The organism is Roseovarius albus, assembly GCF_900172335.1.
Lineage (GTDB): Bacteria > Pseudomonadota > Alphaproteobacteria > Rhodobacterales > Rhodobacteraceae > Roseovarius > Roseovarius albus.
The window spans coordinates 157110-169954 of the sequence record NZ_FWFX01000001.1; the positions used below are offsets into that span (position 1 = coordinate 157110).

General features: G+C 51.7%; 12 protein-coding genes, 1 tRNA gene and 1 pseudogene. 7 read left to right on the forward strand and 7 right to left on the reverse strand.

All coding sequences use genetic code 11. From position 1 onward, the window contains the following. The first annotated feature begins 13 nt into the window (after positions 1-13). Positions 14-247, forward strand: coding sequence for a hypothetical protein (locus tag ROA7450_RS20885; protein WP_159453968.1), 234 nt, complete (start codon positions 14-16; stop codon positions 245-247). 46 nt (positions 248-293) lie between these two features. On the opposite strand, the pseudogene ROA7450_RS00775 reads toward ROA7450_RS20885, so the two are convergent. The 3 genes and pseudogenes from ROA7450_RS00775 to ROA7450_RS00780 form a co-directional block, all read right to left on the reverse strand. Beyond that, a pseudogene (locus ROA7450_RS00775) lies at positions 294-1470 on the reverse strand (IS3 family transposase). Positions 1471-1858: 388 nt separating this feature from the next. After that, a tRNA-Cys gene (locus ROA7450_RS20890) sits at positions 1859-1952 on the reverse strand. 82 nt (positions 1953-2034) lie between these two features. Then, a complete protein-coding gene (locus tag ROA7450_RS00780; RefSeq protein WP_085803711.1) occupies positions 2035-2496 on the reverse strand; it encodes an Lrp/AsnC family transcriptional regulator in 462 nt (153 codons plus the stop codon). Between the two features lie 125 nt (positions 2497-2621). Between ROA7450_RS00780 and ROA7450_RS00785 the strand changes: the two genes are divergently transcribed. Genes ROA7450_RS00785 through ROA7450_RS00795 form a run of 3 tightly spaced genes read left to right on the forward strand, consistent with a single transcriptional unit; the run spans position 2622 to position 4962 of the window. Continuing rightward, positions 2622-3668, forward strand: a complete 1047-nt coding sequence (locus ROA7450_RS00785; protein WP_085803712.1) for a Glu/Leu/Phe/Val family dehydrogenase — start codon at positions 2622-2624, stop codon at positions 3666-3668. Further along, positions 3668-3988 (forward strand): DUF1330 domain-containing protein, encoded by a 321-nt coding sequence (locus ROA7450_RS00790; protein ID WP_085803713.1) that lies wholly within the window; start codon positions 3668-3670, stop codon positions 3986-3988. The genes ROA7450_RS00785 and ROA7450_RS00790 overlap by 1 nt, the downstream gene beginning before the upstream one ends. Continuing rightward, positions 3985-4962 carry a quinone oxidoreductase family protein gene (locus ROA7450_RS00795; protein WP_085803714.1) on the forward strand — a complete coding sequence of 326 codons (978 nt, stop codon included), beginning with the start codon at positions 3985-3987 and terminating at the stop codon, positions 4960-4962. Before ROA7450_RS00790 ends, ROA7450_RS00795 begins: the two co-directional genes overlap by 4 nt. 320 nt (positions 4963-5282) lie before the next feature. Here the strand turns inward: ROA7450_RS00795 and ROA7450_RS00800 are convergent, their stop codons facing one another. The 4 genes from ROA7450_RS00800 to ROA7450_RS00815 form a co-directional block, all read right to left on the reverse strand. After that, on the reverse strand, positions 5283-6716 hold the full coding sequence (locus ROA7450_RS00800; protein WP_234999369.1) for a pyridoxal phosphate-dependent decarboxylase family protein: 1434 nt from the start codon (positions 6714-6716) through the stop codon (positions 5283-5285). A gap of 100 nt (positions 6717-6816) precedes the next feature. Further along, entirely contained in the window at positions 6817-7521 is a 705-nt protein-coding gene (locus ROA7450_RS00805) for an SDR family NAD(P)-dependent oxidoreductase (RefSeq protein ID WP_085803716.1), read from the reverse strand. Positions 7522-7573: 52 nt separating this feature from the next. Beyond that, positions 7574-9229, reverse strand: a complete 1656-nt coding sequence (locus tag ROA7450_RS00810; RefSeq protein ID WP_085803717.1) for an FAD-binding oxidoreductase — start codon at positions 9227-9229, stop codon at positions 7574-7576. 87 nt (positions 9230-9316) lie between these two features. Next, positions 9317-9937, reverse strand: a complete 621-nt coding sequence (locus tag ROA7450_RS00815; RefSeq protein ID WP_085803718.1) for a glutathione S-transferase family protein — start codon at positions 9935-9937, stop codon at positions 9317-9319. Positions 9938-10105: 168 nt separating this feature from the next. On the opposite strand from ROA7450_RS00815, the gene ROA7450_RS00820 reads away from it, so the two are divergent. From ROA7450_RS00820 to ROA7450_RS00825, 3 genes are all read left to right on the forward strand, one after another. Continuing rightward, complete coding sequence (locus ROA7450_RS00820; RefSeq protein ID WP_085803719.1) at positions 10106-10993, forward strand: LysR family transcriptional regulator; 888 nt, start codon at positions 10106-10108, stop codon at positions 10991-10993. Positions 10994-11281: 288 nt separating this feature from the next. Next, complete coding sequence (locus ROA7450_RS20690; RefSeq protein WP_143534307.1) at positions 11282-11536, forward strand: hypothetical protein; 255 nt, start codon at positions 11282-11284, stop codon at positions 11534-11536. Continuing rightward, complete coding sequence (locus tag ROA7450_RS00825) at positions 11529-12524, forward strand: hypothetical protein (protein WP_085803720.1); 996 nt, start codon at positions 11529-11531, stop codon at positions 12522-12524. Before ROA7450_RS20690 ends, ROA7450_RS00825 begins: the two co-directional genes overlap by 8 nt. Positions 12525-12845 lie beyond the last annotated feature (321 nt).

The following is a 12845-nucleotide window of genomic DNA, read 5'->3' on the forward strand; positions in this document are numbered from 1 at the left end:
CTCTTTGGTGGTAGTGGCGGGAGTTTACAGTGAGCGAACCAACATTGCCTTGCCACAGATTGAATTCATCGTGGATGCCTTCAGAGTGACACTGAATGCCTCCTTGGAAAAGCCAAAGTTACTATTTTTTGCAATCGGATTGGTGTCCGGAACTTGCCCCACCGATGTGTTCAAGCGATCGATCAAGGAACTAGATCGAAAACTACACCTGATCGAACCTGAGAAAGATGGTGACCCAGCCCCTTGATCCGGGCCGTTTGGATGTAGAATCCGTTCCTGTTTCTTTCTCGTGATTAGGTTGCGGTCAAGGCCTGCTGAGCGGAGCCCTTGCGGTGCTCAAGCGACGCAGGCCGGGTGGCACGGTTGAGATTGGCGTAAACGGCTGGAGCCAGCCCGCCAAGTGATGTGTGTGGTCGCTGTGTGTTGTAATCGATCCTCCAGTTTTCGATGACCTTTCGGGCATCGGCGAGATTGCCGACGATTTGCTCATTCAAACATTCATCTCGCAGACGGCCATTGAAGCTTTCCACGAACGCGTTTTGCATTGGCTTGCCGGGCGCGATGTAATGCCAGCCAACTCCGGTATCTTGGCACCATCTCAGCACTGCATGAGACGTCATTTCCGTTCCGTTGTCAGAGACGATCATATCGGGCTGGCCACGCCGACGGATCAGGTCATCCAGTTCACGCGTCACCCTCGCGCCGGACAAAGAACGATCCACGACAGTTGCCAGTGCCTCGCGGGTGCAGTCATCGACAATGCACAACACGCGGAACCGCTGCCCATCTTCGAAAGCGTCGGAGTCAAAATCCAACGACCAACGCTGATTGACGCGATCTGGCACCAGAATGGGTCGCCGCGTGCCCAAAGCCCGCTTGCGTGATCGCCTGCGGCGCACCGCCAGCCCTTCCTCGCGATAGAGCCTGAACAGCTTCTTGTGGTTCACCTCAAAACCTTCCCTCACCAACAAGATGCACAAACGACGATAGCCGAACCGACGACGTTCATTTGCCAGCTCGCGCAGCCGCTTGCGCAAGGCATCATCGCCCTGATCCCGCTTCTGATACTGAAAGACTGACCTATGCAGCTCGGCAAATTCACACACCCGACGCTCGGACAAGCCGTGCCGATCCATCACATCGCGCACGGCTCGTCGCTTCACATCGGGCGTCAGTAGTTTTTTGTCGCAATATCCTTCAATGCAGCATTATCCAGCATCGCATCCGCCAGCATACGCTTTAGCTTGTGTTCTCATTCGGCGCTGCGCTCGAACCAATGGCGCTTGCGCCTCATTCCAGCGCCCGCAGCTTCTTGGCATCCGACACGTTCATGCCGCCAAACTTTGCTTTGTATTTGTAGAAGGTCGCATCACTGATGCCGTACCGGCGACAAAGCTCCTGCGCTTTCACGCCCGCCTCGTATTCCTTGATCATTCCAATGATCTGTTCGTCTGAAAACCTGCGTTTCATGGTCCATCCTTTTCTTGGGCGGATTACTAACACCTCAATGGCCGGATCTCTGGAGGCTGGGTCAGTGAGGGCTATTGCTGCTTTTCGCTCTTTGTGACGGCGACGATGATCGTAAACGCCGGTACTATTACAACTTTGGTGAAGAGCGATTGTGCTTCTCGGAGCCATTACCCGATGATCAATATTGCTACCTAGAGGCGGATGGTAAGGTTCGTTGTTACGACCAACAGAGATAAGTAGCTCTTCACTCATTTGCAGCCCTCTCAGTCGCTATATTGCCTGGTCCTTCTAGGTGGCTATCACCAATAAATGCGAACATAACAAAAACAGAATGTTTAGACTCTGCTTTCGCCGATGCCCAGAAAACGTCTAAGTTATTGAAATTAATTGGAGGCGAGTACCGGAATCGAACCGGTGTACACGGATTTGCAATCCTATGAATCGCGCTGTTTTCATTTCCTAAATTTGTAAAATGACCCGCCAAGTGCCTACGAATTATCCGTGCCTTGCATGTCAAATGTAAAACAGTCTTTTCTCAGCATCCTGTCGGGCATTCTAATTGTATCAGAGGCCGTTCGACGACTTTGCCACGTCCAAAATCAGCATGGTGGAGGTCTCGGAGACACATGGGATTGCCTTGAGTTCCTTCAGCACAAAGTCCCTGAGCGCTTCAACGTCCGCGGTCTGCACTTTGAGGACGTAGTCTAGGTTTCCAGTCACCAGAAGACATTCGGTGATCTCAGGCAGCCGGTGGACGGCTGACATGAATGCTTCGATATCGGCTGGCGATTGCTGCGAGAGCCGTACCTGAACCATCACGCTTACGCTTTGTCCAACGCTGGTCGGGTTGATGCGCGCACCATAGCCCATGATGACGCCGTCCTCCTCAAGCCGCTTGACGCGCCGGCTACAGGGCGTGGGCGAAAGGCCAACCCTTTCGGCAAGCTCAAGGTTCGTGATCCGACCTTCAGTCTGTAGGATCGAAAGGATCCTTCTGTCAGTCTCATCGACAGATGAGTTAGTCATAATCGCTCCAGATTCGGTAATCTTTAGTGAGTATATTTATTACAAAAACATTTTGTTGATCAAATAGCAATGTTTCACCGGTTTTTTCGTCGTAGGATGTTACCGATTCAGCGATGGAACGGCACATGCTTTTTGACCACCCAGACTTCGATGCCCATGAACAGGTTATCTTCTGCAATGACACCAGCGTCGGATTGAAAGCGATCATTGCGCTCCATTCAACCGTTCTGGGCCCTGCCGCAGGCGGTTGCCGGATGCACCCTTACGCAACCGAGGAAGAGGCGCTTACGGATGTTCTACGGCTCTCAAAAGGTATGACCTACAAGAGCTCCGTCGCGGGATTGCCGCTTGGGGGTGGCAAGTGCGTGATCATCGCCGACCCAAACGATCCGAAGAAACCAGAGCTGCTGCGCGCTTTCGCGGCACATGTGCAATCATTGGCCGGGCGCTATTGGACCGCGATTGATATCGGTGTCGGGCCGGCGGATGCAGATATTTTGGCGGAGCGGTGCGATTACATCTTTGCGCGTGCCTCGCAATATGAGCCGGGCTTCAATCCGTCCGAGTTCACAGCACTTGGTGGCTTCATCGGCATCAAGGCCGTGGCACATTTTTTGAAATATTCAGACCTCAAAGGAGTGCGGGTTGCGGTTCAGGGGCTCGGCGCGACCGGCTATGCTTTGTGCGGGCACCTTCACAAGGCTGGGGCGGAGCTTGTCGTGGCGGATGTGCGTGATGATGTCGTTGAGCGGGTTGTGGAGGAGTTTGACGCTACCACGGCAAACCCTGATCACATCCATGCTGCTGACGTCGATGTCTTTGCACCTTGTGCGCTTGGCGCGGGGCTCAACGATCAGACAATACCGGAGATCAAGGCCAAAGCCATTTGCGGCCTCGCCAACAATCAATTGGCAGAAGACCGCCATGGTGAGGTCTTGCGCCAAGCCGGTATCGCCTATGTTCCCGACTACGTTGTGAACGCGGGTGGCATGATGGGCGCGTCAACCGTGATCTTTACAGAACCGTCCCGAGAAGCATCGATCAAACAGATCGAAGGTCTGGAGAACACAATCAAAGAAATCCTGACCCGCTCACAACGAGAGGGTAAACCAAGCTCCGAAATCGCAGATGCCATTGCGGTGGCGAGGATCAAATCTGAAGGAAATTCATAATGCCAGCTTATGTCGTCTCAATGATGTCGATCCACGATGCCGAGACCTACAAACAATACACCGACCGCACTCCAACCATTGTCAAAAAGTACGGTGGCAAGTTCCTGACCCGTGGCGAGCCCTTCACCTGCGTTGAGGGTAAGGATTACGACGGGCGCTTGGTGATCCTCGAATTTCCTTCCAAGGCCGATGTTGAGGCATGGTTCAACGACCCTGACTACCAAGAGGCGATGGCCTTCCGCCATGCCGCCTCGACGATGAATTATCTCTTGCTGCAAGAAGGTGGCGCGAACACAGAAAACCCGGACCCGAAACTATGAACGCGCATGCAATCGTCATCCGCGAGTACGGCAGCTCAGAGGTTCTCGCCTGTGAGGATGTGGATGTCGCTGAACCGACGATCGGGGAGCTTCTAATCCGCCAAACTGGAATTGGTGTGAACTTCCATGATGTTTACGTGCGCTCTGGGCTCTACAAAACACTGCCTTTGCCGGGCGTTCCCGGATGCGAGGCAGTCGGTATTGTCGAAGGGGTTGGCTCCGGCGTGGAAGGTTTCACAATAGGCGACAAGATCGCCTACGTAACCGGCAGCTATGGTGCCTACGCGTCGCATCGGTTGCTGGATGCCGAGCTCGCACTGAAAGTCCCCGACGATGTATCCGATGCATTGGTGGCCACGAACCTTTTACGCGCGATGACCGTGGACATGTTGATCACCAAAGTCGCGCAAGTGAAGGCTGGGGATACAATTCTTGTCCAAGCTGCCGCCGGTGGTGTCGGGCGGCTGTTGTGTCAATGGGCGTCTCACATCGGTGCGAATGTTATTGGAACGGTAGGAAGCGCAACAAAAGCGCAGCAGGCGACGCGGGCAGGCTGTGAGCATCCAATCCTTTATAGAGAGGTGGAATTCGTTGAAGCCGTAAGGGAGATCACAGACGGCAGGGGCGTTGATTATGCGTTTGATTCCGTCGGCAAAGACACCTTCTATGGATCGCTCGATACGCTGAAACCGACAGGTCATTTGATCAATTTTGGCCAATCTTCTGGTCCTGTAAAACCTCTGGAAATGCCTCAACTTGCTTCAAAATCCTTGACGGTCAGCCGTCCGATCCTGTTTCACTACCTTGCTAAACCGTCAGCTTACGAAGCTATGGGCAGAGCTGTGTTTGAGGCGTTCTCAAACGGTTTTCTTTCTGTCGAAGAACCGCAGGTCATACCCTTGGAGGAAGCTTCAAGAGCACATGACGTGCTGGAAAGCCGAAACGGTGGCGGGGCGCTCGTGCTCGAGCCATAGGGCATTTTACAAACAGGAAGCTCGAGAAAGTCCGCTAAGTCATTGAAAATATTGGAGGCGAGTACCGGAATCGAACCGGTGTACACGGATTTGCAATCCTAAGGTTTTGACTGTTTTTATTGCACTTTTTTGTAAAATAGTCCGCAAAACGCCTGTGAGATATCAGTGTGTTAGTGATCGAATGTAAAAAGCTTGGGCCGACCAATCTGGTTATATTGCATGAATTTGTTAAAGAAATCTGACTTCGTATGGTGGAGTTGCCTGTTAGATCTCTGATCCCCGCAGGCATCCTCCCAATTCCTCCTTTAATCCGCACGTTCTCAAGGTTTGTCACTGCGTGCTGATTGGACAAACTGCACCGCAGCAGCGAGTTCGGATATCAGCAGATCAACATCTTGAGTATCCGTTCGCCAAGACGATATACTAATTCGCATTGCCGGTGTCTGGTTCCAGACCGTCATACCGAACCAAACCTTTGCATTGGCCGCGACAAGAGACTGTATTTGTGCCGCTTCAGCGCCAGTTCCGAAGGTAAACAGAACTTGGTTTAGTACGGGCGGTGTTAAGATGTTATATCCAGCCTCGGCTAACGCATCCGCCACATATTCGGCCAAAGCGCAGTGCCGTTCAATCATATCGGCGATCCCTGTTCGCCCTAGAGATCGTAATACGGCCCAAAAAGGAATGCCGCGTGCGCTTCGAGAGAATTCGATGCCTAGATTTTTCTGACTTTCCGCAGATGCAGACGAATATTCTGCATCGCTATTCATGGCGGCGGTCATTGCATCTCGATCACGACAGACACCAACAGCTCCATCATACGGAGTATTCAACCATTTGTGTCCATCAGTAGTCCAGCTATTAGCCATCTCCATACCGTCCGTCAGATGTCGTCTTGTTGGAGCGGCTCGCGCCCAAAGACCAAAAGCGCCATCAACGTGAACCCAAGCATTGGCCGCCTTTGCCACTTTTATCAACGGTTGAAATGGATCGAAGTTGCCAGTATTCACTTCGCCAGCCTGAAGGCACAGGATGGTCATTTCATCCAACTGGGGAAGTTTTGATGGGTCGATTCTTCCTTTTTCATCAACGGGCGCCACAATCATGTTCTGTTCACCAAAGCCGAGAACACGCAGTGCTTTGCGAACCGTCACATGTATCTTTTCGGATATGATGACACGAATTTCGGGTGCACCACACAATCCACGAATGTCCTGATCCCAGTTATTCCGTAAAAGCAAAGTCCGACGAGCAGTCGCCAGACAAACAAGCGTGGATGACGTTGCAGATGTACCAAAGGCAACGCCGCTTTCGCGAGGAAGATCCAGAATGTCCAGTATCCAGCGTGCCGCAACTTTTTCGATCATATCAGCCGATGGCGAATTGGTATATGACGAGGCGCATTGATCCCATGCAATCATCATTCGCTGGGCCGCTGCAGCGACCGGGATAGTCGCCCCAATAACAAATCCAAAGTATCGCGCGCCATTGGACGCTACAGTGCCAGGTGATCCGAAATCATCCAGAAGACTCAAGGTGTCGGAAGCATCAAATCCGATTTCTGGCAGATCTGCATTGAAATGAGACAATGAACTGCGCGCCAATTCCTTCGGAAAGACATCCATGTCCTTGATTTCAGCAAGGTACCGATTTGCGCGACGATCCGCTTCCAAGAGAAGGTCGGTTTCTGTTGAGCAAGGTTGTGATTTCATTCGAGTCATTTGGTAACTCCGATAAATCTGTTCTTTGAACACTGGAGAGCGTTCTCATGACCGAGGACGACGTCTTCCATACGCAGATTAGTCAGCTCCTCTGGCTTAGGCACCATAGGTCATCCGACATCCCTCAGATGGTTCACCAATTTTCACCATAGGGACGCAATTCAACGTCGAACGACCAGGTAGATCGATCTTGATGGGCGATATGAAACACCTCGTTAGCAATGGCGTCGGGTTTGCTGAAAAACTCTTCGGGCATATCCGGATTGAAGGGCACACGGGTCCACGGTGTGTCGATTGCTGCATCGATCACGACATAAGCCACATGGATGCCCTTTGGCCCCAATTCTCGGGCCAGAGATTGCGCAAAGATCCGTTGCGCCGCCTTTGTCGGGGCAAAGAGCGCGTAATCGGGAACACCACGAAGAGCCGCGGTATTACCCGTGACGATGATTGCGCCGCTGCCGCGCTCAGCCATAGCTGGGGTTAGTTCGCGTGCCATGTAGAGCAGGCTGGTGGTGTTGACGCGAAAATTACGTTCTAGATCCCCTGGCTCTGCTTCCATAAACGGTTTGAAGGTGGCGCGAACAGCATTGTGGACGATGACCTCTGGCGTGCCCATTTCTTCCTTCACCAGTCGGCAAACACTAATGAGTTGGTCCAGATCCTCCAGATCAAACGCAAAGGACTTCGATCCCGGAAGCTCGTTTTCAAGTTCCGTCAAACGTTGTGGGTTGCGGGCCAACAGGGCGACGCGATAGCCGTCGCGTGCAAATCGGCGGGCGACTGAAGCACCGGTTCCGTCTCCGACACCCGTAATCAAACAGACTTTGTGGTTCATGGGAATGCTCCTTATCTAATGATGGGTTGCCGTTGTGATCAATTGGTATAGATCACCCAGCGGGGCCAAAAGTTTCGGTATGAATGTGCTCTGGGGATACGCCACGCCCTTCTAAATCGGCCTGCAATTCACCCATGAATTTCACCGGCCCGCAGATGAAGTAATGTGCGTCGACGTTATTGATCAGTTGCGCGAGCAACGCTCCACTCACGCGGCCATGACTGTCATAGTTTATGGCAATTTCGTCATCCGCGGTGGGTTGACTATAGGCGACATGTACAGCGATGCCGGACCGCGCGGACGCCAATTCACGAACCTCTTGAGCCAATGGATGGTGCTTGCCATTTCTCGCACCATGGACAAACCAAACCGGGCGGTCACCGCGCTCTTTTGCAACTGCGTGCAATATACTCATCATCGGCGTGACACCAACCCCGGCGCTGACCAGCACCAATGGGCATTTGTTGCAGGTCATCACGAAATCCCCTGATGGCCGACGACTATTAACGATTGCGCCCGTTTCGAGGTGATCGTGAAGAAACTGCGAAGCCAAGCCTTTCGGCTCGCGTTTAACGGAAATTCGGTAGCGGTTTTCATCGGGCCCATTGGAGAGCGAGTAGGTGCGACTGACAGGCTCGTTTTCCCCAGAAATTTCAAGCTCTATGGGAAGATGCTGGCCAGGTTCAAATCCTGCTAGGGATCCTCCGTCCCGCGCTTCAAAGACAAATGAAGTGACATCTACGCTTTCGGGCGTCTTTTCGACAAGTCGCATCGAGCGAACCGAGTCCGCATCCGAACTCCATCTGAGGCTGACCGCAGAGCGCGTCTCAACAACTTCATCAATCTCCAACGTAACTAGCCGACGAGCGCCAGGGAATTTTGCTATCTTGTAGCTTTCCCAATCGATGGTAGCCTTGCCGGTCAACTGTAGAAAGCTACCGCTCTTAAAATCGACAAATAGAAAACCGACCTTCGGATTCAGGAGAAGATTGCCAATTGTGTTAAAATGATTGTTGCCGGCGTAGTCCGGGAACCGCAACCGCCCATCATCCAGCACCTGAACGAACCCTCGGTCGCCGCCGCGATGCGACGCATCCATCCCATACGTCGGGCTGTCGCCCTCACCACGATAGCCGCTTGCAATGAAAAACGTGTCTGTCGCCGATATCCATCCTGCCTGCTCAGCAGTCAACTGCCGGCCTCTGGTGGACTGACCGGGAGTAGATCCTGATTCTCGGCACCAATCTCGCTCTCGAATATATTGTGGGCAATTGCCAAAACTTTGGTCGACGCCAAAATCAAAGCCTGTGGATGTGACTTTGGCCGCACGTCCATTCACGCGATTGCGCCGCCGGGTTGCCAGCTCGATGCCAAGAATGCCGATATCACTTCCGGGAAGAATGCTACCGTACAGCGCATCACCCGTGCCGGGTAATGCGCTGATGGAAAGCGTTTTGATATCTGGCGCGGTGACAAACCCTTCGGGCCCTTCCAGCAAGGTGACCCAAGGTCTGCCCTTATTGTCCCGGGCGGCGACGACCAGAAACGGAAGCGCGGTATGAAAGGTGCGATGCTGCTCGGGCATGTGATCCCGAACGACTTGCCGCGCCCAAGCTTCGATATCGCGGGCACCTGCCCGCAACTGCGCCGTATGTTCACCGTGGTGAAACGGGGTCGCACTGCGATCACGTGGTTCGATGTCAGACATGATATCTTCTCCTTGGGCCGGGATACCACTTTGCGGCAAGCGGAATGGAAAATGTGCGCCCGGTTTTCAGCCGGGCGCGTTGGCACGCTATGCAGCCAGGCCAACTTTGGTGCTTTGCATGGGCACGAAACCCGACAGCGCTTCGACACGGTTCAGCAATCCCTGGATATTGGGATAGTCATCAAGTGAGACGTTCCCCTCGGGAGCATGAGCGGTGTAGCTGTAGATCGCAATATCCGCGATTGTCGGTTTGGGGCCAACCAGCCAATCACGGCCGTCCAGATGGGCTTCGAGACGCGCGAATGCGGATCTGGCGACTGCCTTGGGGCGCTCGGCGTCCAATTGTGCGCCAAAGACGGTGACCAGCCTTGCAGTAGCCGCACCGTGCGCAATATCCCCGGCGGCCAGCGACAGGAACTTCTGAACCTCAGCCTCGCGCACGGGATCGGTGGGCAGCCAGTCAGGAGCATATTTGCGGGCAAGATAGACCAGGATGGCGTTAGAGTCGGTAACGACGATTTTTCCGTCCTCGATGACCGGCACCTGACCGGCTGGATTGAGCGTCAAAAACGGTTCTTTTTTGTGCTCTCCAGCCATCAGATCGACATCAACCAGTTCGTGATTGATACCGCCTATCTTGGCGAAAAGCTCTACCCGGTGGGCATGGCCAGAAAGTGGATGGCGGTGAATGCGAATGGCGTTGGGCATAATTTTTCCTTTCGGAGGTTTTTGGGGAGGGAGCTGTTTGAGCTCACCGGCTATCACGAGATCAAATATGACATATGAATGTATTGGTGATAATTGTGAAATTCATTCAATATTTATGAACAAAATGGTCTCAATTAATTGTAGTCGAGTAACCAAAGGAGCATTACAGTGGATACGATTGATACGATGCGAGCTTTTCTAGCCGTGGCTCAAGAGGGTTCTTTCACAGCGGCGGGGAAGCGTCTTGGTATCTCGACCAGACTCGTCAGTAAATACGTGGCGCAGTTGGAAAGCCGGCTTTCGACGCAGCTCTTTAACAGAACGACAAGAAGTGTGTCCCTCACGGATGTTGGCGTTGCTTATCTCGAGCGTTGCAGACCAATTGTAGAGCAAATCGAAGAGTTGGATGATCTGGTCCAGGCACGCCAGTCTGCATTGGCCGGGCCTATCCGCATCACAGCTCCAACCGGGTTCGGCAGTAGCCATCTGACGGAAGCCCTAGCGCCGTTTATACAGGCCCATCCGAATGTCGATATCGATCTTAAACTTTCAGATTCTAGAGTGGCATTGGTTGAGGAAGGATTCGACCTCGCCGTCAGAATAGGCGTCCTAAGGGATTCGACACTTATTGCGAAAAAACTTGCTGATATGCCACTAATTGTGTGTGCGTCACCAGATTATCTGGCCGCGCGTGGGCGGCCGGGTGATCCGATGGCGCTTTCAACACATAATTGCCTAGTTGATGAAAATCCGGTCAACGCCACCGCTTGGAGGTTCCAGACTGGTGCCCGGGATTTTGTCGTGAAAGTCGCTGGTACCTTCCATGCAAACGCGCCAGCAGCGATTGCAAATATGGCGATTGCGGGTCTCGGAATTGCGCGCTGCCCTCACTATGTCGTGGCATCAAACCTGGAAAGCGGGCTGCTGGAACAACTCTTTTCAGAATATGAAACAGAAAACTTCGGCCTCTACGCGCTCTACCCACCCAACCGTCATTTGACCGCACGGGTTCGCGCGTTAATCGACCATTTGGCAAAGCACTTCAGATCAGATTGATCAAAGGCAAACATGCACGGCTTAAACGGGGTACTTTTTAGTTATGCCTTTTGAGGTTCACATCAATCTCGAACTCTACAGTAAACTGCCACTGGGGGATTGGAGACAAAAGGTCACTTTGTCCCGCTTTGCTGACTTTGTTGGGCAACGTAACCAACGACCGCATTTGAAAGGTGTTGGCGGCATTTTACAACAAAAAGTACGCGGAAGTTGCGTAACTCATTGTTTTTATTGGAGGCGAGTACCGGAATCGAACCGGTGTACACGGATTTGCAATCCCCTCACATTGTGAGCGATAACAACATTTTAATGCCTAATTGGTATCAAGACAAAGCTAGAACAGATGCCGAACTTGATACTCCTTCGTTTTTTGAACTCGAGCAATTTATAGCGTGTTTCAATGAACAAAACGCTATGCTTCGTTGTTCTAAAACCGAGTTAGAAATCGACTATCAGTATCACAATTTAGGGAGATCACCTGCTCAGATTTCAAGTACTTGTTCAGGCATTCAAGGCGATTTGGAGGGCGGTTGCTATGCGTAACGTGATTAGTCTCTCGATAGCCGCTGAAGAGCAAAATAGAATAACCAGCTTGTCCGAAGTAAAGCTTCAGATGATCCATAATATGTCTATGGACAGCAGTTTAAAACCTTCGGCTTGCAAGGTCGCTACATTTTTGCTGACAGCAATGCTCGATAAGAAAACCGGTCGTTGTTATATGAGTGATCAGGATCTTTCGCGCTGTGTTGGGCTCTCGCTAGACACCGTAAGAAAGCATGTGAAGAGGCAAGCTGCGTTCTTACGGTACTTCGAGGTTCAATCGGGGAAGAACAAAGGCATAGCTACCGAGTACCAAATAACAGATCAAGCAGTCCGCCAAGCACTAATGCGGAAAAACAAAAAAATCAGAAACACCGAAAGCATAACTGATTATCTGGATTCTATGGAGATACGCGGTCGAGGTTGTATGGAGGGAAATTTCAACGCCTTTGACAACAAAGGGGTGATTTTTTCGTCGGTAAGGAGGGAAAAATTCCCACTCAATGATGGGAAAATTTACCTACCCAACCAAGTAGAAAACCCCAGTCAAAACCCAGATTGCGCAGACATGCCTACGCAAAAGATTGAATTAAATGATTTGATCACAGACTTCCAAGGGCTTTACCCGCGCAAAGGTGTTGAGAGTGAAATCTCGGTTGCTCTCGAAGAAGCGGTAGAGCAGGGAGCGGACACAGAAGAAATTCTACGGGGAGCAAAACTGTATTCAGAGCAGCAAAATGGGAATGATCAAAAATACATAATGCTTCCGCACAACTGGTTAAGAAAAAAGCGCTGGGAAGAATTTAGTCAAAAATCAAAAAATGGGGTTTCTCGGTGTTCTAACGAGTCAGTTTTTGAGATGAGAGCTAACGCGATAAAGAGCCGCCAACCTTGGGTGCAAAGTTCTTTTTCGACTCATCAAGCTAGGGAACTCATTGCGAAATCATTGATTACACCAGAGGAATGTCGGGAAGCGGGGTTCAAAATATGAGGCAGGTCTGTCAGAGGTTTCGCGTGGTAAGTGGGTCCTTCCTGAAAGAGGGTGATTGTGGGTGTGAAAGCGCGCAAGAAGTTATTTGTGCGAGGTATTCTGTCTGGCGGCCTACTACTATTAGTTACAGCTTATATTTTTATAAGTCACAGAAATATAATAGTTTATCGAGCTGCTTTGTTTGGCGAGAAACCAAAATATACGAAGCGGGTGTTTGAAACCTGTTGGCGGACATACTCATACTAAGGCTGCGGTACATAATTTTGAGTATATTTAGCGCAAACAGAGTTTTTGGGCGGAAACCAGTCATTCGCTGCGAAC